The 24,353-nt window shown below is 64.2% G+C and carries 27 protein-coding genes; 13 read left to right on the plus strand and 14 right to left on the minus strand.

Annotated elements, in window-relative coordinates:
• Nucleotides 1-146 precede the first annotated feature (146 nt).
• Nucleotides 147-485 (plus strand): P-II family nitrogen regulator, encoded by a 339-nt coding sequence (locus ACLBKT_RS16905; RefSeq protein ID WP_066531788.1) that lies wholly within the window; start codon nucleotides 147-149, stop codon nucleotides 483-485.
• Between the two features lie 13 nt (nucleotides 486-498).
• On the plus strand, nucleotides 499-1,935 hold the full coding sequence (locus ACLBKT_RS16910; protein ID WP_410184148.1) for an ammonium transporter: 1,437 nt from the start codon (nucleotides 499-501) through the stop codon (nucleotides 1,933-1,935).
• A 285-nt stretch (nucleotides 1,936-2,220) separates the two neighbouring features.
• On the opposite strand, the gene ACLBKT_RS16915 is transcribed toward ACLBKT_RS16910, so the two are convergent.
• From ACLBKT_RS16915 to ACLBKT_RS16930, 4 genes are read right to left on the minus strand one after another with little or no spacing between them, the layout of a single operon-like run.
• Nucleotides 2,221-3,810, minus strand: coding sequence for a GMC family oxidoreductase (locus tag ACLBKT_RS16915; RefSeq protein ID WP_410184149.1), 1,590 nt, complete (start codon nucleotides 3,808-3,810; stop codon nucleotides 2,221-2,223).
• Between the two features lie 24 nt (nucleotides 3,811-3,834).
• The gene (locus ACLBKT_RS16920) at nucleotides 3,835-4,797 is read right to left on the minus strand and encodes a sterol desaturase family protein (RefSeq protein WP_410184150.1); all 963 of its coding nucleotides are present in this window, start codon (nucleotides 4,795-4,797) and stop codon (nucleotides 3,835-3,837) included.
• Nucleotides 4,790-5,209 (minus strand): hypothetical protein, encoded by a 420-nt coding sequence (locus ACLBKT_RS16925; protein WP_410184151.1) that lies wholly within the window; start codon nucleotides 5,207-5,209, stop codon nucleotides 4,790-4,792. Before ACLBKT_RS16925 ends, ACLBKT_RS16920 begins: the two co-directional genes overlap by 8 nt.
• Before the next feature lie 13 nt (nucleotides 5,210-5,222).
• A complete protein-coding gene (locus ACLBKT_RS16930; protein WP_301751089.1) occupies nucleotides 5,223-5,654 on the minus strand; it encodes a TIGR01244 family sulfur transferase in 432 nt (143 codons plus the stop codon).
• Nucleotides 5,655-5,923: 269 nt separating this feature from the next.
• Between ACLBKT_RS16930 and ACLBKT_RS16935 the strand changes: the two genes are divergently transcribed.
• The 7 genes from ACLBKT_RS16935 to ACLBKT_RS16965 all read left to right on the plus strand — a co-directional run bounded on the left by ACLBKT_RS16935 (nucleotide 5,924) and on the right by ACLBKT_RS16965 (nucleotide 12,788).
• Entirely contained in the window at nucleotides 5,924-6,691 is a 768-nt protein-coding gene (locus ACLBKT_RS16935; RefSeq protein ID WP_410184152.1) for a cold-shock protein, read from the plus strand.
• 134 nt (nucleotides 6,692-6,825) lie between these two features.
• Nucleotides 6,826-8,025 carry an aspartate aminotransferase family protein gene (locus tag ACLBKT_RS16940; RefSeq protein WP_410184153.1) on the plus strand — a complete coding sequence of 400 codons (1,200 nt, stop codon included), beginning with the start codon at nucleotides 6,826-6,828 and terminating at the stop codon, nucleotides 8,023-8,025.
• A complete protein-coding gene (argF, locus tag ACLBKT_RS16945) occupies nucleotides 8,022-8,972 on the plus strand; it encodes an ornithine carbamoyltransferase (RefSeq protein ID WP_410184154.1) in 951 nt (316 codons plus the stop codon). The genes ACLBKT_RS16940 and argF overlap by 4 nt, the downstream gene beginning before the upstream one ends.
• Nucleotides 8,973-9,026: 54 nt before the next feature.
• Nucleotides 9,027-9,926: an Hsp33 family molecular chaperone HslO gene (locus tag ACLBKT_RS16950; protein ID WP_410184155.1), complete on the plus strand. Its 900-nt coding sequence runs from the start codon at nucleotides 9,027-9,029 to the stop codon at nucleotides 9,924-9,926.
• Nucleotides 9,927-10,012: 86 nt separating this feature from the next.
• Nucleotides 10,013-10,432 carry a DUF3617 domain-containing protein gene (locus ACLBKT_RS16955; protein WP_410184156.1) on the plus strand — a complete coding sequence of 140 codons (420 nt, stop codon included), beginning with the start codon at nucleotides 10,013-10,015 and terminating at the stop codon, nucleotides 10,430-10,432.
• 46 nt (nucleotides 10,433-10,478) lie between these two features.
• Nucleotides 10,479-11,177: a 7-cyano-7-deazaguanine synthase QueC gene (gene queC, locus ACLBKT_RS16960; protein ID WP_410184157.1), complete on the plus strand. Its 699-nt coding sequence runs from the start codon at nucleotides 10,479-10,481 to the stop codon at nucleotides 11,175-11,177.
• Nucleotides 11,178-11,231: 54 nt separating this feature from the next.
• Entirely contained in the window at nucleotides 11,232-12,788 is a 1,557-nt protein-coding gene (locus ACLBKT_RS16965; protein WP_410184158.1) for a spinster family MFS transporter, read from the plus strand.
• Nucleotides 12,789-13,115: 327 nt separating this feature from the next.
• On the opposite strand, the gene ACLBKT_RS16970 is transcribed toward ACLBKT_RS16965, so the two are convergent.
• The 5 genes from ACLBKT_RS16970 to ACLBKT_RS16990 form a co-directional block, all read right to left on the minus strand.
• On the minus strand, nucleotides 13,116-14,252 hold the full coding sequence (locus tag ACLBKT_RS16970; protein ID WP_410184159.1) for an OmpA family protein: 1,137 nt from the start codon (nucleotides 14,250-14,252) through the stop codon (nucleotides 13,116-13,118).
• A gap of 168 nt (nucleotides 14,253-14,420) precedes the next feature.
• Nucleotides 14,421-14,594 (minus strand): hypothetical protein, encoded by a 174-nt coding sequence (locus ACLBKT_RS16975; RefSeq protein ID WP_410184160.1) that lies wholly within the window; start codon nucleotides 14,592-14,594, stop codon nucleotides 14,421-14,423.
• 45 nt (nucleotides 14,595-14,639) lie between these two features.
• Complete coding sequence (locus tag ACLBKT_RS16980) at nucleotides 14,640-14,768, minus strand: DUF2793 domain-containing protein (RefSeq protein ID WP_410184161.1); 129 nt, start codon at nucleotides 14,766-14,768, stop codon at nucleotides 14,640-14,642.
• Nucleotides 14,713-15,288 carry a terminase large subunit domain-containing protein gene (locus tag ACLBKT_RS16985; RefSeq protein ID WP_410184162.1) on the minus strand — a complete coding sequence of 192 codons (576 nt, stop codon included), beginning with the start codon at nucleotides 15,286-15,288 and terminating at the stop codon, nucleotides 14,713-14,715. Before ACLBKT_RS16985 ends, ACLBKT_RS16980 begins: the two co-directional genes overlap by 56 nt.
• On the minus strand, nucleotides 15,285-15,755 hold the full coding sequence (locus tag ACLBKT_RS16990; RefSeq protein ID WP_410184163.1) for a hypothetical protein: 471 nt from the start codon (nucleotides 15,753-15,755) through the stop codon (nucleotides 15,285-15,287). Before ACLBKT_RS16990 ends, ACLBKT_RS16985 begins: the two co-directional genes overlap by 4 nt.
• Nucleotides 15,756-16,017: 262 nt before the next feature.
• Here ACLBKT_RS16990 and ACLBKT_RS16995 point away from each other — a divergent pair, with 262 nt between their 5' ends.
• A complete protein-coding gene (locus ACLBKT_RS16995; RefSeq protein WP_410184164.1) occupies nucleotides 16,018-16,290 on the plus strand; it encodes an usg protein in 273 nt (90 codons plus the stop codon).
• Nucleotides 16,291-16,298: 8 nt separating this feature from the next.
• Here the strand turns inward: ACLBKT_RS16995 and ACLBKT_RS17000 are convergent, their stop codons facing one another.
• The 3 genes from ACLBKT_RS17000 to ACLBKT_RS17010 form a co-directional block, all read right to left on the minus strand.
• Nucleotides 16,299-17,285, minus strand: a complete 987-nt coding sequence (locus ACLBKT_RS17000) for a GSU2403 family nucleotidyltransferase fold protein (protein WP_410184165.1) — start codon at nucleotides 17,283-17,285, stop codon at nucleotides 16,299-16,301.
• A 68-nt stretch (nucleotides 17,286-17,353) separates the two neighbouring features.
• A complete protein-coding gene (gene spt / locus ACLBKT_RS17005) occupies nucleotides 17,354-18,592 on the minus strand; it encodes a serine palmitoyltransferase (protein WP_410184166.1) in 1,239 nt (412 codons plus the stop codon).
• 2 nt (nucleotides 18,593-18,594) lie between these two features.
• Nucleotides 18,595-18,837: an acyl carrier protein gene (locus ACLBKT_RS17010; protein WP_410184167.1), complete on the minus strand. Its 243-nt coding sequence runs from the start codon at nucleotides 18,835-18,837 to the stop codon at nucleotides 18,595-18,597.
• A gap of 136 nt (nucleotides 18,838-18,973) precedes the next feature.
• Here ACLBKT_RS17010 and ACLBKT_RS17015 point away from each other — a divergent pair, with 136 nt between their 5' ends.
• Complete coding sequence (locus ACLBKT_RS17015; protein ID WP_410184168.1) at nucleotides 18,974-19,549, plus strand: Pycsar system effector family protein; 576 nt, start codon at nucleotides 18,974-18,976, stop codon at nucleotides 19,547-19,549.
• A 15-nt stretch (nucleotides 19,550-19,564) separates the two neighbouring features.
• On the opposite strand, the gene ACLBKT_RS17020 is transcribed toward ACLBKT_RS17015, so the two are convergent.
• The gene (locus tag ACLBKT_RS17020; RefSeq protein WP_410184169.1) at nucleotides 19,565-21,184 is read right to left on the minus strand and encodes an AMP-binding protein; all 1,620 of its coding nucleotides are present in this window, start codon (nucleotides 21,182-21,184) and stop codon (nucleotides 19,565-19,567) included.
• 133 nt (nucleotides 21,185-21,317) lie between these two features.
• Here ACLBKT_RS17020 and ACLBKT_RS17025 point away from each other — a divergent pair, with 133 nt between their 5' ends.
• Nucleotides 21,318-22,127, plus strand: a complete 810-nt coding sequence (locus ACLBKT_RS17025) for a helix-turn-helix transcriptional regulator (protein WP_410184170.1) — start codon at nucleotides 21,318-21,320, stop codon at nucleotides 22,125-22,127.
• A gap of 138 nt (nucleotides 22,128-22,265) precedes the next feature.
• Here the strand turns inward: ACLBKT_RS17025 and ACLBKT_RS17030 are convergent, their stop codons facing one another.
• Nucleotides 22,266-22,802 carry a VOC family protein gene (locus tag ACLBKT_RS17030; protein WP_410184171.1) on the minus strand — a complete coding sequence of 179 codons (537 nt, stop codon included), beginning with the start codon at nucleotides 22,800-22,802 and terminating at the stop codon, nucleotides 22,266-22,268.
• A gap of 120 nt (nucleotides 22,803-22,922) precedes the next feature.
• On the opposite strand from ACLBKT_RS17030, the gene ACLBKT_RS17035 reads away from it, so the two are divergent.
• Nucleotides 22,923-24,347: an aromatic ring-hydroxylating oxygenase subunit alpha gene (locus tag ACLBKT_RS17035; protein WP_410184172.1), complete on the plus strand. Its 1,425-nt coding sequence runs from the start codon at nucleotides 22,923-22,925 to the stop codon at nucleotides 24,345-24,347.
• The last annotated feature ends 6 nt before the right edge of the window (nucleotides 24,348-24,353 follow it).

The following is a 24,353-nucleotide window of genomic DNA, read 5'->3' on the forward strand; positions in this document are numbered from 1 at the left end:
TCACTTGCCTAATTGTTAGGCAGAAATTCTTTCGCAAGTGCGAAGAAAGGTGCTGATTCCGTTGCGTCAGCCTCGTTACACAAATGTGGCACGCTTGTTGCTGTGTATCCCGTAGCCGGGCCAATCCGGTGCAATAGGGGCCACAGATGAAGTTCATCATCGCCATTATCAAACCGTTCAAGCTCGACACCGTTCGTGAAGCGCTGAGCGGCATCGGCATTGCCGGGATGACCGTCACCGAGGTCAAGGGTTTCGGTCGGCAAAAGGGTCAGACCGAAATCTACCGCGGTGCCGAATACTCCACCAACATGCTTCCCAAAGTGAAGCTCGAGATCGCTGCCAGCGACGAAATCGCCGCGCAGGTGGTCGAAACCATCCAGCAGACCGCCAACACGGGCGCGATCGGCGACGGCAAGATCTTCGTTCTGGATCTCGCCTCCGCCACCCGCATCCGCACCGGCGAGTCCGGCGAAACCGCGCTGTAAGGGGACCCAATCGATGAAGCGCATTCTCTCCACTTTTGCGACGGTCGCGACCGGAGCGGCATTCCTTGCTGCGCCGGCTTTCGCCGCGCCTGCGGCTGATGCCGCCGCCGCCGCCGCGCCTGCCGTCTTCACCCCCACCGCCGAGATGGTCAACAAGGGCGATGTCGCCTGGATGATGGTCTCGACCGCGCTGGTTCTGATGATGAGTGTTCCCGCCCTTGCGCTGTTCTACGGCGGTCTGGTGCGCGCCAAGAACATGCTGAGCGTGCTGATGCAGGTGCTCACCATCGTCTGCGTCGCGGCGCTGGTGTGGTTCGGCTGGGGCTATTCGATGGCCTTCACCTCCACTGGCACGCCGTTCCCGGCGCTGTTCGGCGGACTCGACAAGGCCTTCTTGGCCGGGGTCAATCCGGGCACCTTCGCGGCTACCTTCTCGAACGGGGTTTACCTGCCCGAGCTGGTCTTCGTGATGTTCCAGATGACCTTCGCCTGCATCACCCCGGCCCTGATCGTCGGCGCCTTTGCCGAGCGCGTGAAGTTCACGCCCCTGATCATCTTCGTGGTCGCGTGGATGACGCTCGCCTATTTCCCGATCGCGCACATGGTGTGGTACTGGGCCGGCCCGGACTTCCTGCACACCGCGCCCACTGACATGGGTCTGCTGTGGGGCTGGGGTGCGCTCGACTTCGCTGGTGGCACCGTGGTGCACATCAACGCCGGGATCGCTGGCCTCATCGGCTGCCTCATCATCGGCCCGCGCATCGGCTACAAGAAGGAGCCCATGCCCCCGCACAGCCTGGTGATGACCATGATCGGTGCCAGCCTGCTGTGGATCGGCTGGTTCGGGTTCAACGCCGGCTCGGCGCTCGAATCCAACGCCTTCGCCGCTCTCGCCTTCATCAACACCTTCGTCGCCACCGCGGCAGCGGGTGCAGCCTGGGCGATCATCGAACAGATCACCCACAAGAAGCCTTCGCTGCTCGGCGGGGTCTCGGGTGTGGTGGCCGGCCTTGTGGCGATCACCCCGGCGGCGGGCTTTGCCCACCCCGGCACCGCGATCATCCTCGGCGCTGTGGCTTCGGTGGTGTGCTACTTCTTCGTCACCACGGTGAAGAACAAGCTGAACTACGACGATAGCCTCGATGTCTTCGGCATCCACGCCGTGGGCGGGATCGTCGGCGCGATCGGCACCGGCATCGTCGCTGACCCGGCGCTCGGCGGCCAGGGCTGGATCGACTACACCGCTCCGGTGGCCGTGGCTGGCGAATACGACCTCGTCGGTCAGGTGATCACCCAGTGCTGGGCGGTGGGCACCACCATCCTGTGGACCGGCGTTGTCTCGGCCGCGCTGTTCCTGATCCTCAAGGTCACCGTGGGCCTGCGCCCCGACGCCGAAGCCGAAACCAACGGCCTCGACATCTCCGAACACGGGGAGCGGGCTTACAACTAAGCCCCTCTCCACCAAGCTTGGCGGGGGGAGGCCTCTCTCTCCCTCTCCCCTCCCCCCGCCTCACCTTGTTCCTCCTGCGAACGAACAGACTGAATATGGCCGGAGTAGCGCAAGCTCTCCGGCCTTTTTTTGTTTGTTGTTTGTTGTTTGTGTTGCGACCCCGCCTCCGCGGGGTCGTCCTCGGCGAGTCTCAGGCCCTGCGGGCCTGATCGCCTGCGGCTCGCGCGCGTGCGCTCGCGGCCCGTCCTTTGGCGGGCCGGATCATCGCGCTTCCTGCGGTAAGGTTTAGGCCCGCTCCGCCGCCATCACGAAGTCGGCACACCTCTCGCCGATCATGATGCTCGGCGCGTTGGTGTTGCCGCTGACGAGCTTGGGCATGATGCTGGCATCGGCCACCCACAGCCCCTCGAGCCCATTGAGCTTCAGCGTCGGATCGACCACCGCGTCAGGATCGCTCCCCATGCGGCAGGTGCCGACCGGGTGGTAGACCGTGTCCGCCCGCGCACGGATCAATTCGTCCAGCGCGGCGTCGTCATTGAGGTCGACCGGATGGCGGTCCCTGGGGCCAAAGGCCTGCATCGGGGGGGCTTCGGCAATGCGGTGCGACAGGCGCACGCCGGCGCGCAGCACCGCCATGTCGCGATCATCGGCGAGGAAGTTGGGATCGATCACCGGCGCAGCGCCCGCGTCGCCGCTGCCCAGCCGGACAGTTCCCCGGCTTTCGGGCCGCAGCACGCAAGCGTGGAGCGAGAAGCCATGCGCCTTCACCTTTTCGCGCCCGTGATCTTCCAGCACGGCGGGGACAAAGTGCCATTGCACGTCGGGCGCAGGCGCGTCGGGCATCACGGTCCAGAACCCGCCCGCCTCGGCATAGGGCGTGGTCATCACCCCGGTCCGCTTGCGGCGGTGCTCGACCATGGCCGCCGCCATCTTGAGCGTGCCTTTCAGCGTGCTGCCGATCGGAATGTCGCTCTCCGTCTCCCAGCCGGAGACATAGTCGATATGGTCCTGAAGGTTGCCGCCCACCGCCGGGCGATCCAGCACCACGTCGATCCCGTGCGCCTTCAGGTGATCCGCCGGGCCGATGCCCGACAGCATCAGGATTTGCGGCGAATTGAACGCCCCAGCGCTGAGCACCACCCCGCGACGGGCCAGCAATGACTGGGCAACGCCCCCGCGACGAACCTGCACGCCTGTGACACGCCCGCCCTCGATCAGCAGTTTCTCGACCAGCGTATCAGTGCGCACCGCGAAGTTGCCCGCGCCCCGGATCGGCTCCACGTAAGCCCGCGCCGCCGACCAGCGTTCGCCCTTGCGCTGGGTGACCTGATAAAGGCCGAAGCCCTCTTGCCGCTCGCCGTTGAAATCGGGATTGGTGCGCAGCTGGAGCGATGCCGCCGCATCGACAAAGGCGTGGCTGGCCGGGTTGGCGGCGGTCTGATCCGACACGAACAGCGGCCCGCCCGCGCCATGAAATTCATCGCCCCCACGCTCGTTGGCCTCGGCGCGCTTGAAGTAGGGGAGCACGTCGTCATAGGCCCAGCCGGTGCAGCCCATCGCGGCCCAATTGTCATAATCCCAGCGGTTGCCGCGGATATAGACCATCGCGTTGATCGCGGAGGACCCGCCGAGTCCACGCCCGCGCGGCTGATAGCCGGTGCGTCCGTTCAGGCCCTTTTGCGGGACGGTCTCGTAGCGGTAGTTCGACTTTTCGGGGATGAAGGGCATGAAGCCCGGCGTCTTGATCCAGACATTGTCGTTGCGCCCGCCCGCTTCCAGCAGGCACACCCGGCGCGTGCCATCCACCGCGAGCCGCCCTGCGACAGCGCTACCGGCACTGCCACCGCCGATGACGATGTAGTCGAAACTTTCCATGATCTCTCCCTTTGGCGAGGGAGATTAGGCAGCTTCTTTGCTGCCTGCAATCGGGTTTCGATCAGCCACTGAAGTTGCAGCGGGCGCAACCCTGATGCCCGTGCGGGCCTGCCACTTTGCCCGGATCATGTCGGAGGTCTCGCGGCTGCCGTCATGACTCCAACCCGGCTCGCGCAGCAGGTAGCTGAGCTTATGCTGCCACGGCGCGCGCCAGATGTCGGTGAGCATCCCGATCCATTCGTGAAACACCGACCACAGAAGGTTGAAGCTCCCCAGCTGCTTGACGATCCCGTAGCGGTTTTTCTCTTCACCGACCTCGGGCGTGAAGGTGCCGAACAGCTTGTCCCAGACGATGAAGACGCCCGCGTAATTGGTGTCGAGATAGCGCGGATTGGTGGCGTGGTGGACGCGGTGGTGCGAGGGGGTGTTCATCACCGCCTCGAACCAGCGCGGCATCTTGTCGATCGCCTCGGTGTGGATCCAGAACTGGTAGATGAGGTTGAACCCGCCGCAGATCGCGATCATCGCCGGGTGGAAGCCCAGGAGCACCAGCGGCACCGCGAAGAGGAAGCCGAAGGTGAACATCCCCGTCCACGTCTGCCTGAGGGCGGTGGAGAGGTTGTAGTGCTGCGAGGAGTGGTGGTTCACGTGGCTCGCCCACATCCAGCGGATGCGGTGCCCGGCGCGGTGGACCCAGTAATATTTGAGGTCGTCGAGCACGAAGCACAGCGGCCAGGCCCACCACACGGCCCACCATTCGGGGCCGAAGTCGAAGACGCGGTACTCGTAGGCCTTGAGGAACACGGTCAGCGCGAAGCCGCCGAGCACAGCGCCCGCCACGGTCGAGCCGAGGCCGAAGGCGAGGCTGACCAGCGTGTCCTTGGGCTCGTAGGCCTCGGGCGCGCGGAATTTGGCCCAGATCATCTCGGCCAGCACCGCCACCACGAACAGTGGCACGGCATATTGGGTGGGGTTGAAGTCAGGCATCCTTGCCTGCGTTTAGCCGATTGATCGCCTCGGCCCAAGCCTGCGCGTCGGGGAGGGTGAGGAACACCTTGCCGAAGCGCGGCTCGCCCGGATCAACAACGAGGTTGAACTCGCCCGGCTGGACGTCGGGACGCGCGGTCGCACCGGGGCCGAGCACGCGTCCGGCAAAGCGGTTGCCGTGGCGCCTGATCACCATGATCCGCCCCGCGCCGTCGCGGGCGAGCGCACTCGCACCCTCGGCGTCGTGAGAGGTGGCGACCGGCGCGAACCCGTCTTCGACCTCACCCGCCGCACGCGCGACCGCCTCGGCGCTGTCGAGACGCGGCGCGCCACCAAGCTTCAGCCACCACGCGAGCCCCGCCAGCGCGAGGATCGCGACCAGCGAACCGGCGGTCTGAGTCAGCAGGGCCACGGGCGGCAGCGCCTCAGCGCGCGGCGAGCATGTCGATCATCGCGCGAATCGGGCTCACATCGTAGCCTGCCCGTGCCGCTGTCCGGGCGATGTCGTCCGGCTCGACGCCCTGCTTGGCGGCGGCCAGCGCCCACAGCAAGGTCGAGCGCGTGCCCGAGCGGCAATAGGCGAGAATCGGGCCCTCAGCCTGCTCCAGCGCGTCGATCATCGCGTTGACCTGCGGCTCGCTAAAGCCCGAATGTCCGATCGGGATCGCGACATAATTCATCCCCGCTGCTGCCGCCGCCGCTGCGATTTCGTCTCCCTGAGGGGCCGAAGGTTCCTCGCCATCAGGGCGGTTGTTGACGATGAGACCCACGCCCAGCGCCGCCGCCGCCGCGATATCCTCGAGCGCAAGTTGCGGGCTCACCAACACATTTTCGGTCAGTTGGCGAAAATCGCTCATGATACGTCCTGCTTTCCCCAGTGGCTGGTCCAATATTGTCACCGCCTTTCATGCCGAAAGCGGGTCTGGCGCACAAGCACCGCTGCGCGGCGTCGGCCCGCCAAATGGGGGGCCGGTAAAATCGTTCGCAAAGCAAGCTTTTGTGCGCTATGTGTTTCACACGTGCGCGCCGGACCACTAACTCGGCGCGTCCGGCTCCGGTGCGGCTCACTGTCCACGACATCGGCGCGATTGAGGCCGGGCAGTGTGGCTAAGGTACGTACTGATCTATGGGTTACGATAGGGGACGCCGGCGCGGACGCGATAAGCGCGACGGTTTCGGCGAAGATGGCTTCGATCCGTTTGGCGGTGGGAATGATGGTTTCTCGCCTCCGCGCGAATTTGGTGGCGGCGATCGCTTTGGTGGCGGTGGCGACCGGTTCGGCGGCGGCGGTGATCGCTATGGCGGCGGCGGTGCCCCGCGCAGTGGCGGTGGCGGCTTTGGCGGCGGCCCGCGTGGTTCCGGCGGCGGTGGTGGCGGTGGTTTCAGCGGTGCGCCGCGCATGCCCGCCCAGATCGTTGGCACCGGCAAGGGTACGGTGAAGTTCTTCAACACGCAGAAGGGCTTTGGCTTCATCCAGCAAGAAGGCGGCGGCGAAGATGTGTTCGTTCACATCAGCGCGGTCGAACGTGCTGGTCTTGAAGGCCTCGCTGAAGGACAGGAGCTCCAGTACAATCTCGTGGATCGCGGCGGCAAGGTGTCGGCGCAGGATCTTCAGGTTGTCGGTGATGTGATCGCCGTGGCGGCCAAGCCCGCTGCTCCGGCGCGCGAGCTGACGGGTGAGCGCGCCAAGGGTACGGTCAAGTTCTTCAACGGGATGAAGGGCTTCGGCTTCCTCGTCCGTGATGACGGCCAGCCCGATGCCTTCGTCCACATCAGCGCGGTCGAGCGTTCGGGGCTTTCGGCCCTCAACGAAGGCGAACGCTACGAATTCGATCTCGAAGTCGATCGACGCGGAAAATATTCCGCCGTCAATCTGGCACCGATCGAAGGCTGACCTCGGCCGAAACCGCGCCCCGCGGTTTGACGCAGGGTCAGCGGAAGATTACCGGATTGTAGATGGCGGCTCTGGTTCAGGGCCGCCATTTGCGTTTCGAGCCCCCCCGATTCTCACAATTCAGGACAAAGCCCATGTCGATTACCCCGCTCATGCCCGTCTATCCGCGTTGCGGTGTCCGGCCGGTGCGCGGCGAGCACTGCCATCTCATCGACGAGGATGGCACCCGCTATCTCGATTTCGCCAGCGGCATTGCGGTGAACCTGCTCGGCCATTCGCATGAAGGGTTGATCGGCGCGATCCAGCAACAGGCCGCGACGCTGATGCACGTCTCGAACCTCTATGGCAGCCCACAGGGCGAGAAGCTGGCACAGTGGCTGGTCGACACCACCTTTGGCGACACGGTGTTCTTCACCAATTCGGGCGCCGAGGCAGTCGAATGCGCGATCAAGACCGCACGTGCGTTCCACCAGAACGCGGGTGAGGCGGGCGATGCCGGGCGGTTCGAGATCATCACCTTCCACAATGCCTTCCACGGCCGGACGATGGCGACCATCAGCGCCTCGAACCAGACCAAGATGCACCACGGCTTCGCGCCTCTGCTCGAAGGGTTCAAGTATGCGCCCTTCGACGATCTCGAAGCGGCCAAGGCGCTGATCGGGCCGCAGACGGCGGGCATTCTGGTCGAGCCGATCCAGGGCGAAGGCGGAATCCGCCCGGCCTCGCCCGAGTTCATGGCTGGCCTGCGCGCGCTGTGCGACGAGCATGGGCTGATGCTGATCCTCGACGAGGTGCAGTGCGGCGTCGCGCGCACCGGCAAGCTGTATGCCTATGAGCATTACGGCATCACCCCCGACATCATGGCGACCGCCAAGGGCATCGGCGGCGGCTTCCCGCTCGGGGCCTGTATCGCCACCGAACACGCCGCGCGCGGCATGACCTTCGGCACCCATGGATCGACCTATGGCGGCAACCCGCTGGCGATGGCGGCCGGGATGGCCGTAATGGAGGCTGTCGCCAACGACGAGTTCCTCGATTCGGTCGCTGAGAAGGGCGAACGCCTGCGCGCGCGGCTTGAGCAGTTCATCGGCAATTATCCCGAACTGTTCGAACTGGTGCGTGGCAAGGGTCTGATGCTCGGCCTGAAGATGAAGATGGAGAGCCGCCCGTTCTACGTCCATCTGCGCGATCATCACCAGCTGCTGACCGTGGCGGCGGGCGACAACACCATCCGCATCATCCCGCCGCTGGTGATCGGCGATGCCGAGATCGACGAATTCTTCGACAAGCTGTCGGCCGGCGCGGCGAGCTTCAAGGTGCCCGAGGCAGCATGACCGGGGGCACGGGGGCGTTCCGCCACTTCCTCAATCTGGGGGATGCGGGCGGCGATGACATCGCGGCGATGATCAATGACGCGATCGACCGCAAGGCGGCGCGCGCGGGCCTGCCCAAAGGCGCGCCCGATGCCGATGCCCCGCTCAAGGGCCGCGTGCTGGCGCTGGTGTTCGAGAAGAACTCGACCCGCACCCGCGTCAGCTTCGATATCGCGATGCGCCAGCTCGGCGGGAGTGTGCTGCCGCTCGATTCGGCCTCAAGCCAGCTCGGGCGGGGGGAGAGCATCGCCGACACCGCCCGCGTGCTCAGCCGCATGGTCGACGGCATCATGCTGCGCACCGACGATCACGCCAAGATCGAGGAAATGGCAGCCCACGCCACGGTGCCGGTCATCAACGGCCTCACCGACATGTCGCACCCCTGCCAGATCATGGCCGATCTGCTCACCGTGATCGAGCATGGCAAGTCGCTGCCGGGGCTCGAGGTCGCGTGGTTTGGGGACGGCAACAACGTGCTGCACTCGATCCTCGAGGCGGCGGGGCTGATGAAGTTCAACGTCCGCGTGGCGACCCCGGCGGGTTACGAGCCCGACCCGGCCTTCGTCGAATTGGCGCGCGCGGGCGGGGCCACGGTCACGCTGACGCAGGATGCTGCCGAGGCGGCAAAGGGCGCGGATGTGATCGTCACCGATACCTGGATTTCGATGGGGCAGGCCCATGCCGAGGCCAAGCTCGCCGCGATGGCGCCCTATCAGGTGAACGCCGCGCTGATGGCGCAGGCCAAGCCCGATGCGGTGTTCCTCCACTGCCTCCCCGCCCATGTGGACGAGGAGGTCAGCGAAGAGGTGTTCGAGGGCCCGCAATCGGTGGTGTTCGACGAGGCGGAAAATCGCATTCACGCGCAGAAATCGGTGCTGTTGTGGAGTTTCGGGCTGCTCGGCAGCTAGGGCGAGTCTGCGGGGGTCTTTCGCAGTTCGTGTTCGATCCCCATATGGCCCGACATGACTGACACGACCAACATGACCGAGACCTTCGCCGACACCCTGCTGGGCTTCACCCTGCCTGGCCGCAGCGCGCGTGGGCGAATCGTGCGGATGGACAGCGTGCTGGAGCACGTGCTCTCGGCGCATGATTACCCCGCGCCAATCACGCACCTGCTGGGCGAAGCGCTGGTGCTGGGCGCGCTGATGGGCGGACTGCTGAAGGGCGAGGCCGCGCAGCTCACAATGCAGGCGCAGACCCAAGGCGGGATCGTGAAGCTGCTGGTGGTCGACTATCGCGACGGCGCGGTGCGCGGCTATGTGGATTTCGATGCTGAACGGCTCGCGAAGCTGGGGTCCAATCCCGCGCTCCAGACATTGTTTGGCGAAGGCTATCTCGCAATCACGTTCGAGACCGAGGGTAAGCAACGCTATCAGGGGATCGTTCCGCTGGAAGGCGATAGCCTCGCCGAAGCGTGTGAGAGCTATTTTAGCCAGTCCGAACAAATCCCCACGCTGATTCGCGTCGCCAGCCGCGCCGGTGCAGGCGGGCGGATGGCCGCAGGGCTGCTGATCCAGCATCTGGCCGACGGCGAAGAGGGGCGCGAACGGCTGCATGTCCGCCTCGACCACCCCGATTGGGAGCATGTTGCGGTGATGGCGGGCTCGATCAGCCATGACGAACTGCTCGACCGGTCGCTCTCGCTGGAGGCGATCGCGTGGCGATTGTTCCATGAGGAAGACGAGGTCCGGGTCGTGCCCGGTGCGGCACTCTCCCGCGGATGCCGGTGCAGCGCGGCGCATTACGAAACGATCATCGCGCGCTTCCCGCCGGATGAACAGGAAGAGATGCGCGGCCCCGATGGCCGGATCGCGGTCGACTGCGCCTTCTGTTCGCGCATTTTCACGCTATCGATCTGACGTTTCGTCGAAAAAATCACCACGTCACGCGTATTTAGGCCAAAATGTGCAATGGGGCGGGACAGAAAGCTGCCATGAGGACAGGCATGACCGATCAAACCGACAGCAGAATGCGCGTACTTGCGTTGGGGGTGATGGCGGCCGGGGCGGCGCTGTGGTTTGCCGTGCCGGTCGTGGCGCAGGGCAATGGCCTTGCGATGCTCGGCACGCTGACCAAGGGCGAGTGGACCATCAAGCAGCGCGGCGTGGCGCGGGATCGCAAGATCTGCGTCAAGTCAGGGGCGGAGCTGATCCAGCTGATGCACCGGGAAAGCGGGTGCAGCCAGTTCGTGGTCGAAGATGGCGCCACCCGCGTCACGGTGCAGTATACCTGCCCGGGCAACGGCTATGGCCGCACCAGCATCCGCCGCGAGACGGGCGCGCTGGTGCAGCTCGAAAGCCAGGGCATCCATAGTGGCATGCCGTTCCAACTGACCGCTGAAGCGCGCCGCACCGGCGATTGCTGAAACCCGCCGCGATTGCCTTTGTCCGCGTGCGTGTTAGGTGCGCGGCATGAGCGGTTCTGAACATACGCGCGCGCAGCCGATGGCGGTGGTGCTGCTGTCCGGCGGGCTGGATTCGATGGTGACGGCAGCGCTGGCGCAGGAAGCCGGATTTGCGGTCCATGCGCTGACGGTCGATTACGGGCAGCGTCACCGACTGGAGCTGGAATCCGCTGCGCGCATCGCCAATCAGTTGGGGCTTGTCCGCCACACCCCAATCGCGCTCGATCTGCGGGCATTTGGCGGATCGGCGCTCACCGATGCGATCGATGTGCCCAAGGGCGGGGTGGGGGACGACATTCCGGTCACCTACGTCCCGGCCCGTAATCTCGTGTTTCTTGCGCTCACCACCGCCTGCGCTGAAGCAGCGGGCGCGCGCGATGTGTTCATCGGCGTCAATGCGCTCGACTATTCGGGCTATCCCGATTGTCGTCCCGAATTCATCGCGAGTTTTGCGGAAACCGCGCGGCTCGGCACCAAAGCCGGGGTCGAAGGCGCACCTTTCACGATCCACGCGCCCCTGCAACACATGACCAAAGCCGACATCGCCCGCGAATGTGCGCGACTGGGGCTTGATCCGGCCTGGAGCTGGTCGTGTTACGATCCGACGCCCGAGGGGCTCGCTTGCGGGCTATGCGATTCGTGCCGCCTCAGGAAAAAGGGTTTTGCCGAGGCGGGGATTGTCGATAGCACGCGCTATAAGGCGTGATCGGCCTGTTACGCGCCGGTCGATAAACAGAGCATCCGGGATAGGGGATCAGCATTGAGCGATAAAGCCGAAGCGGCCGAGAGCCGCAGCGAGGATTCCGTCCCCGCCTACAGCTGGTATGTGCTCGGGGTGCTGGTTGTGGTCTATATCCTCAACTTCATCGACCGGCAGATCCTTTCGATCCTGGCGGTCGACATCAAGCGCGATCTTCAGCTGACTGACGGCCAGCTCGGCTTTCTCGGCGGGGCGGCCTTTGCCGTGTTCTATGCGCTGTTCGGCGTTCCGCTGGGCCGCTTGGCGGACCGCTGGCACCGGGTGCGCTTGCTGACTCTCGGTTTGCTGCTGTGGTCGGCGATGACGGCGCTGTCCGGCTTTGCGCGCAACTATCTGACCCTGTCACTGGCGCGCATGGGCGTCAGCGTGGGCGAGGCGACGGCCAGCCCGACGGCCTATTCGCTGATTTCGGATTATTTCCCGGCGCGAAAGCGTGCCACGGCCTTGGCGATCTATTCCTCGGGCCTCTATCTCGGCGGCGGGGTGTCGCTGCTGATCGGAGCCAAGATTTCGAAGGTGTGGGACGCGGCCTATCCGGGCGGTGGGATCGGCGGGCTGGTGGGTTGGCAGGCTGCTTTCCTCGCCGTGGGGATTCCGGGCATCCTGCTTGCGATCTGGGTTGCTTCGCTGCGTGAACCGGCACGGCCCGCCGTCGAGACGGCGGGCGGGCGTCATCCACTGGTCGATTTCTTCATCGACCTGTCGATGCTGCTGCCACCGTTCACGCTGTACCACGCGATGCGCCGGGGCCCGATGGCGGCGGTGGTCAACATCGCGATGGCGGCGGCGATGGTTGGCTTTGCGCTGATCATGATCGAGCTGACCGGCAATCTGCCGCAATGGTCCTCGATCGCCTTCGGCTACTATGCGGTGTTTTCCTGGGCATCGACACTGCGCCGGCACGATCCGGCGACCTTCAGCCTGATCTGGGGCACTCCCGCTTTCATCTGCACGGCGCTGGGCTATGGATTGGTCTCGCTCGGTGCCTATGCACTGGCCTTCTGGTCGGCACCCTATGCCGAGACCGTGCTCAAACTGCCCAAGGACGAACTGGCCTTCGTGCTGGGCGGCAGTGGTGCGGTGTCGGGCTTTCTTGGGGTGATTCTCGGCGGGCGGCTGTCGGATTGGCTGCGGTCGCGCAATCCGTCGGGGCGGATCCTCGTTATCATGTTCGGCATTGTCGCGCCGGTCATTCCGATCTGGATCGGTTTCACGACCGAGGTCCCCGTCCTGTTCTACCTGATGAACTTCCTCGCGGGGATGTTCGCGGCCACCGCGCTGGGGGCTGCTGCTGCGACGACGCAGGATCTGGTGCTGCCGCGGATGCGGGGCACGGCGACGGCCTCCTTCTTCCTCGCGACAACCTTGGTCGGGCTTGGGCTCGGCCCCTATATGGTCGGGCAGATTTCCGAGCTGAGCGGGAGCATGCGGATCGGTGTTCTGTCGCTGATCGGGGTGGCGCCGATCTCGCTAGCGCTGCTGATCTACGCCTATCGCACCCTGCCACAGGCCGAGGCGACCATGGCGGAGCGAGCGCGGGCCGCCGCTGGCGAGTAATTCAGGGGCGGAGTTGGGCGGCTGGGCCGGCCAACTCCGCTCCCGGTGATGGTGACAGCGCGCGCCGCCTGAACTGTCGGCATGGCGAATCATGGCGTTGGGGTCCGATGGTTCACGCTAGAACGGGCGCGGCTATGCGAGGCTCGGCCCTGCCCGGTGCCCTTACCAAAGAGTAGTACTTCACCCCATCGGCCCCATCGACGGGCGGCGCCAAGGGGCGAGCCTGCCGACAGCCATGGCCGCCTTCGACCCTTCGCCTGATTGGCGCGCAACAAAAAAGGGGCCGGATTGCTCCGGCCCCTCTTCATGTTCCTTGGGAACAGTGACTTACATGCCCGAACCCGGGCCGTAGGTCACTTCCACGCGGCGGTTCTGCGCTTCACGCACACCGTCGGCGGTCGGCACCCGCGGCTTAGTTTCCCCGAAGGCTTCGCCAGTGATGCGAGCAGCCGGGATACCGCGACCGCTCAGGTACGCGCTGACAGCAGCGTTACGACGTTCGGCCAGAGCCACGTTGTACTTCGGCGTACCCGCACGGTCGGTGTGACCGGCCAGCATCACGCTGGCAGTGCCGCAGTTCGCGTAAGCGGTGACGGCGCTATTGAGGATGCTCGCAGCCTGCGGGGTGATGTCCGACTTATCGAAGTCGAAGAACACCACATACGGACCCGTGTTGCACGCAGCCTTGGGGGGCGGCGGAGGCGGCGGGGGCGGCGGCGGGGGCGGCGGCGGGGGCGGCGGAGCCACAACCGGCGGGGGCGGCGGCGGCGGAGCTTCGCCACCGAAGTTGTAGGTGATCGAGCCGAGGATCGAGTGGCTGCTCAGCTTGGTTTCCAGCGAGCGGCCAATCGGGTCGACGAGACCCACGTCGGGAGCGTTGAAGTAGCGATACTTCAGACCGACGTCCCACGAATCGCTCAGGGGAGCGCGAACGCCTGCGAGCAGCTGCCACGCGAAGCCAGTGTCCGAATCGTTCCACACGCCCGGGCCCTGCTGATTGACGCGGCCTTCCATATCGACGCGGGCCACACCGACACCACCGCCAGCGAAGGCCTGGATGCCATCATCGGAGCCGAAGTCGAACAGGCCGTTCAACATGAAGCTCAGCGCATTGACTTCGCCGGCCGCAATACGGGTCCCGGTGAACGTGCTGGAACCGGCGGTCTGCGGAACAACCACAAGACCCTGGTTGCCAGCCTGCACATCACTCAGGTCCGCTGCGCGATAGCTGGCTTCAGCTTCGAGGCGGAACGCACCGAAATCGTAGCCTACGATACCGCCGAAATCGTAACCCGTGTCATAGTTGGCAACCGCGTTGTCGGCGACACCGTTAACATCGAGGCTCTGGTCTTCGACGAGCATGACGCCGCCATCACCCTGAATGTACCACTGGCCTTCACGGGCCATGGCAGGTGTGGTCAGCGCGGTCGAAGCCATCGCCATCCCAATGACGAGTTTGCGCATTCTAAAATTCCCCTTTGTATTGGACTTGAGGCACCGGCCGTCTCTATCTTTTCCCCTTGCATGAGGCAAGCAATCAATGGCCTATTGGTGTTGCAAGAATGTCGCGAAGACATGCCTGTGGACAAAAATGCAATCGTAAAACAGGCCTGATTCCGCCAATCTGTGTGTTTAAGGCGCTTCAGTTGCCAGTATGCCCATGGCCAGCAACGCCTGTATCAAAGACGTGATGGCGGCCCGGGCTTGGGTGTCGATAATGGTTCCGCCGGCAAGCTCCGCAGGAGCGGCGGCGCTTTCCCACTCTGACTGGTAGATGATGGTGTGTCCCGCCGACCGGTCGAACACCTGCAGGCCTTCACGCGGTGCGACAAAGTGCCAATCCCCGCCGATTCATACCGCGAGCTTGCCCGCGTGTCCGGCCCACACGCCCGCAGCCGGGGCGGTGACTCGGAAGCAGTCACCTTCATACGGGCTCTGCGGCGGTTCGGTCTGAGAAGCCGCGACAGCGCGCGGGTGCAAGGCGTCGAGCAGGCAAAGGGCCTGGTTGACGAAAAACTCCTTCTGGGCCTGACCCGGGAGCGTGGCTGTGCTGGGGCCCGCGCAGCGATTCGGGCTCGGCGGCGGAGAACAGCTGCGCCTGCGCCCCGCTGGCAAAGCGGATGCGGTGGAGCGAGGGTTCGAACACCGGCTTGTGCCCCGGGCGGCAGATCGCCATCAACCCGCTTTCACCCTCGACCATCACCGCGCGCGCCTCGGCCAGCGAGGACGAGACCAGCGCGATGCGGGCATCAGGGTTGGCATCGGCGATCATCCGCACCCATTCAGCGCCCGAGCGGGTCTTGCCGAAGCCACGCCCCGCCATGATCATCCACACCCGCCAGTCGCCCTCTGGCGGCAGCTGCTCGGGCCGGGCGACATAGTCCCAGAGATATTCGAAGGCGTTCCGTTCCGTCTGATCGAGCTTTTCGCTGAGGGCATGGCGGACTTTGGGACCCTTTTCGTTGTCCTTGTCGATCATCCATTCGAACGGCTCGCTCATCCGAATTTTCCCTTGGCTGCATCCTGGCGCGCCATGCGCCGCCGGATGTCCTCGATCTTGCGGTCGATCGAGGCGCGGACTTCCTCGGCACTGACATCGCGCACCTGGCTGGCCCCGCGGGCGGCAGTGTCTCGGTGCGCTGCGAGCAGGCGGATGGCATTGGCGAAGTCAAACTTGCCCTCGTCGGCCGTCTTCGTGTCGCCTTCGCGCAAGCGCCGCACGACGTCCATTTCGAGATGCAGGTAGCCCTCGGCCAAGGCCACGCCCCATTGCCGCGCAAATTCGGGGTCTTCCCGGCGCACCTTGTAGGCGCGGCCCGGGCTGATCCCCGCGGCGGCCGCGGAAGTGGTGACATTGGAGCTTTCGGCCAGATGGTCGAGGAATGTCGTGCGCCATTGCTTGTTGACGTGATCGGCCTCGCCCTGCCGCAGGCTCGGCCGGATCGTGACGCGCTTGGCATGGGCCATGTCGGGTTCTCCTCGCGCACAGACTAAAAAGGCGGCTCTCCCGATCGGAGGGCCGCCTGCTGGCGAATCGCAATTTCTCGACGATGCCCCTTTCTAACCATATAGCGTGACGATGTCAAGATAAATAACCATTCTGGTTATCACAGTCACGCGCTACCGGCGGAGGATTGTGTGGCCATCTGGCAATTGACCCATTGACGACCCACGGATTCGTGCGATTTTCAGATCAAGCTTTTCTTCATGTCGTTTGCGAGGAGGAGTGATGACGACAGACCGCGCGTTTCTGGCACAGATGGCAGGCTACGGCCTGACGACGGTCCAGATCCATTACTATATGCCCGATCACCGCAGCCTGCTGCAGCAATTCGTGATGCAGCAGTATGATGTCGCGCCGCAGTTCCCCGAGCTCGATCGCTTCCTGGCCTTCTGGCGGCGCGAGATCGATGCGGTGCTCCATTCGGTGCGGGTTGCGCACAAGCACCTGATCGGCCCGCAGGAATGGCGCGCGGTGGACGGGATCATCGCGATCCACTGAAAGTGGGCTCAGCGCCCCCGCGACGTTGTCCACGCCTGCCAATAGGGCTGAAGCTCCGGCGGGATCGATGCGACGAAATCCGCATCGAGCCTGTAGTGCGGCATCGCCTCGGCCACGGCGGCAAGGACGGCGTTGCCTTGCTGAATATCCTTGCGGCGCTTCAGCGGATTGCGCTTGTCCTGACTGCCCAGCCACAGCTTGTGGAGTGCGAACCACCGCGGATCGGGCGCGACCACGCGCGCCGCCTTGCCGTCGCGGCAAGGTATCACCTGATCAACGGGGCGGCCCAGCAACAGCCACTCCTGTTCGGGCAGCGGAATCGGGCGCGGCTTTTCGCGCGGGCTCATGGTGGCCACCCGCGACGGCGCGACCAGTAACTCGATCTCGTAAGCCTCGCGATTGCGCGCCTGAAATTCGCGTTCCGCATTCATAGTGAAGGTCGGATCGACGGCCTTCAATGCGTTCCAGAGTGCGGCATCCTCTGCCACGGTTTCGGCGGCCCAGGCGAGATCGAAATCCTCAGTCTCGGCCGGTGCATCGGCAATGGCCCCTGCCGCCTCGAGCGAATAGACAGGGATGCAGTTGGTTCCCACCACCAAAAGCGTCCCGTCAAGCAGGCCGCGCCGGTCAAGTTCGCGCAGGATTGCGCCTGCGGGGGCGGGAAAAGTCGGCAAACGCAGCGGACGGGCGAGCCGCGCGATTTCATCGACGCCTTTCCTGCTGGCCGTCACGCGCGCCTTCAAGGCAGCCTTTGCGGAGTGGTAGTCTTCGAGCTGCGCTTCACGCTCCGGCGTCATCGGCCCGAGGCTCTTTGCGTTATTGGCCCGGTCGGTCACTTCATACAGGTATTCCCGCCCGGCGCTCTGCTTGCGCACCAGATTGTAGGGCATGCGTGCCAGCTCACGCTCGGCCTCGATCTGGTTTTCATAGCGCGGCCGAAGGTTGATCAGCGCGCGCAGCTGCTCGTCGGTGAAAGCGGTGATTCCAGCGGCCATAGGCAGCATTTATCCTGCAAAATACGGAAAACGCAAATTTGCAGGACAAATCGTTTTATCTCATAGACTTAGATAATTCCGATCGCCTTCCCGGCCCGTTCGAACATGCCGAGGATGGTCTGCACCTGCTCGGCCGAGTGCTCTGCGCACAGCGAGCAGCGCAGCAAGGTCATGCCCGCAGGCGTCGCCGGAGGACGGGCGAGGTTGACGTAGAGGCCTTCCTTCAGCAGCGCCTCCCACATCATCGCGCCCTTTTCGAGCTCGGGCATGATGACGGCGATGATCGCGCTCTGCGGGGTCTCGGTGCCGAGCTGGAAGCCCAGGTCGCGCAGCCCCTTGTGCAGCGTGCGACTGTTCTCCCACAGATGCGCGCGCTTGTTTCCGCCGTGCATCAGCTTGCGGATCGAGGTCGCCGAGCTCGCCATGACGCTGGGCGGGAGCGCGGCGGTGAAGACATAGGGGCGGCACACGAGGCGCAGCACTTCGAATTTCGGGTGGTTCGAGACGCAGAAGCCGCCGACGGTCCCGACGCTCTTGGAGAAGGTGCCGATGATGAAATCGACGTCGTCAAGCACGCCCTGCTCTTCGGCGACACCGCGGCCATGTTCGCCGATGAAGCCCATCGAGTGTGCCTCGTCGACCAGGACCATCGCGCCGTTTTCCTTGGCAATGCGGACCATGTCCTTGAGCGGCGCAACATCGCCCATCATCGAATAGACGCCCTCAAGCACGACCAGCTTGCCCGCGCCTTCGGGGATGCGCTTGAGGCGCTTCTCCAGCGCCTCGACGTCGTTGTGCTTGAACGGCACGACCTCGGCATTGCCCATCGCGCAGCCATCCCAGATCGAAGCATGGCTATCGATGTCGAGGATGATGTAGTCACCTTTGCCGGCCAGCGTCGAGATGATCCCGAGATTGGCCTGGTAGCCGGTCGAGAAGACCATGGCGTGGTCCATGGCGTAGAAATCGCGCAAGGCGGCTTCGACATCGCGGTGATCGCGGAAGGTGCCGTTGAGCACGCGGCTGCCGGTCGTCCCCGCGCCGAAATCCTCCATCGCCTGCTTGCCTGCGGCGATCACGTCATCGTCGAAGGTCATCCCCATGTAGTTGTAGGTGCCGAGCAGGATCGTATCGCGCCCGTTGCAGATCGCGCGGGTGGGCGAGAGCACCTGCTCCATGACGAGGTTGAACGGATCTTCCACCCCGGCAGCCAGCAGCTGCTCGCGGGTCTGGATGATCGGATCGAACTTGGCGAGCAGGTCGACCGGTTCGGCTGCGGTGGTCATGTCGTTCATGGCGGTTGCCATTATCAGCTATCCTGCAGCTTGTGGACTGCCGCCACCAATTGGCCCCAGTTTTCGATCTCGGCTTGCTGGTTCATGGAGATGATCACGTCGAATTCGTCCTCGATCTCGGCGACGAAATCCATCACGGTGAGGCTGTCGAACTCGAGATCGCCAGCAAAGGTGGTCGCGTCTGCGATGGTGACGCCCTTTTTGTTGAAGGGTTCGATCAGGGTGCGAATACGATCTTCGACTTCGGCGGGGGTCATGGGCAGCTATGCTTTCTGTGCGTCGGTTGTCGGGGGGGCTATCACCCCGTAATACGGCTGCAAAGCGGCGGATGATGCAGCTTGTCAAGTTTTCGCCGCGCCGCAAGGGGCGAGGCGGCCTGTCCGGGGGGATATGATGGCCGAAGATTTACCGCAGGCTGAACCGATCAAGGCATCGCCTGTACTGCCATCGTCCCCGGGATTTTCGAGCCACGCGATCCATCTGCTGCGCACCACCCAGCAAATCAACATGATGCTGAGCCAGATGGCCGACACCAAGGCTTCGATCCTGATGGGAGCGACGTTCCTCGTCTTCACCATCGCTGTGGGACAGGCGCGGGATGGCACCTTGCCATGGTCGCTGGGCGTGCTGGCGCTGTTCGCTTTCGTCTCGGCCATGTGCGCGGTGTTCGCCGTGCTGCCGTCGGTCAGCGGTCCGGACCGGGGGCAGAACAGCAATCGTGATCACAACAAGCTGTTCTTTGGCTATTTCACCCAGATGGACGAGGCCGAATGGACCGACAGCGTGCTTGACGACTTGCGCGCCGACGAAACCCTGTTCCGCGCGATGCTGCATGACATCTACCAGAACGGGCAAGTGCTCCAGCGCAAGAAGTACAAATTCCTCGCCTATGCCTACACAAGCTTCATGACCGGCCTGACCCTCACGGCGATCACATTCGCAGTGGAATATGCGGCGCGGTTTGCCTGACGCTTGCGCCCGAACTCAGGTCACCGCTGCATCGGCGAGGGCCTGGGCGGTTTTGTAGTCGGGCTTGCCGTTGTTGAGGCGTAGCGAGGTGTCGGTCAGCAGGTAGAGCCGTGGGATCTTGTAGCCAGCCAGCCCGGCGCGGGCATGGGCATCCAGCGCCTCACGCAGGCCCTCGGCGTCGCCTTCGGGCTGGACCACCGCCACCACTTTGCGCCCGAACCGCGCATCGGGCAGGCTGACGACGCGCACGTCCTGCACCTGAGGGTGCTCGAGCAGCACGGCTTCGACCTCCTCGGGAAAGACCTTCTCGCCGCCAGTGTTGATGCACATGTTGTCGCGGCCGATGAATTCGAGTGTGCCGTCCGATGCCCAGCGCGCGCGGTCGCCGGTCATCAGCCAGCGCTGGCCGCCGATCTCGGGGAAGGTCTGGCGGTTTTTCTCGTCCTCGCCGAGATAACCCAGCGGCAACGGGCCGGTGCGTGCGACGATGCCGACGCCTTCGGTGCCGCGCGGGATTTCCTTGAGGTTCTCGTCGAACAGTTTGGTCTCGCGCCCGGGCAGCGGCTGGAACTTGCCCCCGCCGCTCGATCCGGCGGCCGTGGTGATGACGATGCCCGTGCCCGAGCTTTCCGACGAACCCAAGGCGTCGACGATCATCAGCGAGGGATGATGCGCGATCAGACGGGCTTTCACCGCGGGCGAGAACACAGCGCCTGACGAGGTGATCGAGCGCAGGCTCGCCAGCACCTCCGCACCATCGCCCCGCGCATCCAACCGGTCGGCCAGAGGCATGGCGAAAGCATCGCCGACGATGAAAATCCCCCGCGCACCAATGCGCTGGATTTCGTCCAGCGCCAGATCGGCATCGAACTTGGGGCCCGGCAGCAGCGCCAACGTACCGCCCTTGAGCAGGTGGATCACCGCGGTGAACTGTCCTGCGCCGTGCATCAGCGGGGAGAGCAGCAGCATCGGCGAAGTGCTCGCCGGATGATCCGGGCCGATCCGGGCAGCTTCAGCCACCTGTTCATCAAGGCTCGTCGTCACCAGTGGCGGCGTGCCGGGCGGGCGCTGCCATACCCCGATATTGAACGCGCCCCAGGCCTGATCCATCGGCCACATGACCGCCTTGGGCATTCCGGTCGTCCCGCCGGTCGCGGTCAGGAACAGGGCTTCGGGATCATCGTGGATGGCGAAGCCTGCGGGGATATCGCCGGCGCACAGGTCAGCCCAGGCATCGCTGCCGACGTCCACGGTTAAAGCGCCCTCGGGCATCGCGTCGGCAGCGGAACCGGCAAAGTCGCTCTCGGTAAACAGCGCCTTCAGCCCGAAGCGCGAGAATATGTCGGCGAGCTCACGGGCCTTGTAGTGGTAATTCACATTGACCGGCACCAGCCCCGCTTTCACGCAGCCGAAATAGGCGAGCATATAGTCCGGCGTGTTGCGCAGCATCTGCCCGGCGATGTCACCGCACTGCAATCCGCGTGCTCTCAGCCCGACGGCGATCCGGTCGGTCACGGCATCGAAATCACCCCAGCTTACCACCCGCGCGCCGTGAACCAGCGCAGGCCGGTCGGGTGGGACTGCCGCTGCCAAAGCTTTCAGGACCAACCCGAAATTCGCGCCCGCAAAAGCCATGAACTGCACTCTCCTTTGTCACTTTCGCTAGCCCCGCCGGCCGGTCGTTTCCCCTACGTAAATAATGAGGACAAACGCAGAAATTGCGCTAGTGTCCCGAATCAGAAAACAATGAGAGGAGCAAGGCCTGACAATGGCTACTAATGTTGTCGAACTGCGCACGCCGCAAGGCCGCGAGTCGCTTGAACGGCTGCTCGATTCCGTCACCATCACCTGCCCCGAGGATATTCATGATGCTGCGCAGAACCTCGCGCGCATCGCGCAGGAGCGGGGGATGCAGATCGCAGTGTGCGATGACATTTCCTCCAAGGAACCGATGGTCGATGCCGACGGCACGATCCTCAATGCCGACATCTTCCGCTGGCTGGATGACGGCGCGCGCTGGTGGGAGGATCACCGCCTGGCTCTCCATTCACCCCTGCCGCGCGCCTGCCGCTATGAAAGCGAGCCCTTCTGGGTGAACCAGCATGGCTTCAACACCCGCTGGCGCAATCATTATCTCGCCGAGATCGACCTCAACGACTTCGAAAAGCGCTCCTTGTGCAAGGCTGCCATCGTGGTGCCGGTGCATCTGCCGTTCGGCCAGATTTCGGCGAGCAGCTTCATTTCGATGGAACGCGAGAAGGAGGATCTCTCGGCTGAATTCGCCGAATATGGCGCGCTGTTCGCGATGGTCACCCGCTGCTTCGTTGCGGGCTATGTGCAGGCCAACCGCACCAAGCGGCGCATCCCGTCGGACTGCGTGCTGTCGAAGCGCGAGGTGGAATGCCTGCGCTGGGCCGCGATCGGCAAGACCGACAAGGAGATCAGCATGATCCTCAACCGGTCGCACGCCACGATCCGCTACCACATCCACCGCGCGGGCGAGAAGCTCGACTCGGTGAACCGCGCACAGACGATCTTCAAGGCGGGTCAGCTGGGGTATCTTGGAGCCAGCGACTGATTTTCATTCCCCCGCCCCGGGCTTGACCCGGGGCCCAGCTATTCCTTCTTCAGCGGTTCACTTAGGAAGCAAGAGAGCGGGACCCCGGGTCAAGCCCGGGGCGGGGAGGGGCGTTCCCGATGCCCGAGCCGTCCCCACTTATCCCAGTTTCCTGAGCGGCTCGCTGCCATCCCAGCCCACACCCGCCGCCTTGATCATCCCGAACAGGTCCGGGCCATCCTTCGCCTGCTGGAGAATCTCCACCAGCGTCCCCGGCCCGCCCCCGGCATCGACATAGATCACCTGACTGGTGCCGAAATTGCCCTCGATCACCACTTCCGCGCCCGCCTCGTCGCAAACCCGGCGCGCTTCGGCAATGTCGTCGACGAGAATGCACACATGGTGCAACCCGTTGCCGGTCGACCCATATTCGCCGCGATAGATCGACGGGTGCTCGTCACGCGGACGGATCAGCTCAATCTGCAGGTCGCCCCAATAGGCCAGCGCCAGATCGAACACCGCATCAGTCGGTTGGCCGCGATATTTCATGCCATCGAGGTGGATACCCTCGATGATGAAGAACGGCCCGACGCCCATCACCTGCGTCCAATGCGCCACCGCCGCATCGAAATCCTCCGGCACGAAAGCCAGCTGCATGATGTCGCCCAGCGCGGCGATCTTTCCCGGCAAAGCCATTTTCCTCTCCAATCCGCTAGGGTGACCCCTCGCCGAGACTGTGTGATATTCCCTGCACGAGACACTGCACAAAGTGCGAGGATGAGGACGGGGACACCCCCGAAAGGACATCGAAGGCCGATGAACGAGATCAAGGATATTGCCCGCGCTGATCGCTGCCCGGGGATCAGCTACACCGACATGCTCAACGGCGACACGCGGCGTCCGCCCGATTACCTGTTCGAGGAAACCACGATCGAAATGGGGGACGAGCCGCTGTCGGTGGCGCCCTATATCTCGGAGGACTTCGCCCGTCTGGAGCGCGAGAAGATGTGGCCCAATGTCTGGCTCTTCGCCGCGCGCGAGGACGAAATGCCGGACGCGGGCGACACCGTGGTGTTCGACATCGCCGGCAAGAGCTTCCTGCTGATCCGCCAGAAGGACGGCGGGGTGAAGGCCTTCTACAACGCCTGCCTCCACCGCGGCCGCAAGCTGCGCACCGAGAGCGGCCAGTCGGTGCAGCTGCGCTGCCCGTTCCACGGCTTCACCTGGCGCAATGACGGGTCCTTGAAGGAAATCCCCTGCGCGTGGGACTTCAAGCACCTCGAAGGCAAGGACATGGACCTGCCGCAGGCCCGCGTCGAGCTGTGGCAGGGCTTCGTGATGATCACCGAGAACCATGCCTTGCCCGATTTCAAGACCTGGCTTGGCCCGGCCGCCTCGCATTACGAGAAGTATGACTTCGCCAACCGCTATACCGGCATGTGGGTGCACAAGCGGATTCCCGCCAACTGGAAGGCGACCGCCGAAGCTTTCATGGAAGCCTGGCACTCGATCACCACCCACCCGCAGCTTTTGCCCTTCCTTGGCGATGCCAACACCCGTTACGATCTGATCGGCGATCACTTCAACCGCGCGATCACTCCCTCGGGCGTGCTCAGCCCGCACGTGAAGGGCAAGAATTCGGACTACGTGCTCGAGAAGATGAACGAGTTTTCGGGCGGCAGCGATGCCAGCACCAACCGCCGCTTCAACGCCAGCGGCACCGACGATGCCTACGTCGCCGACGATCCGCTGGGCGCGCGCAAGGTGCTCGCCGATGCGGGCCGCAAGGGCTTTGCCGAGCAGTATGGCTATGACTATTCGGACGCCTCGGACACCGAGATCCTCGACAATTTCACCTACAACATCTTCCCCAATTTCTCGCCATGGATCGGCTTCCTGCCGACGCTGGTGTACCGCTGGCTGCCGGGCGACACGCCGGACTGGTGCACCATGGAAATCCGCCTGCTGTTCCCCACCCCCAAGGGCCAACCGCGCCCGCGTGCGGTGGCAATGACGAAGATCCCCGATGACGAACCCTTCGCCTGGGCGACCGACGTGATGGGCGCTGGCCTTGCACAGGTGTTCGATCAGGACATGGCGAACCTGCCCTATGTGCAGGAAGGCATGAAGGCGATGAAGGACGGGCTGATGGAGCTCGGTCATTATCAGGACAGCCGCGTGCGGCATTTCCAGACGACGCTGATGAAGTATGTGAACGGAGAGTTGCCGACTGTTAAGTAGCCCCCT

The organism is Erythrobacter sp. W302b (assembly GCF_046452395.1).
Lineage (GTDB): Bacteria > Pseudomonadota > Alphaproteobacteria > Sphingomonadales > Sphingomonadaceae > Erythrobacter.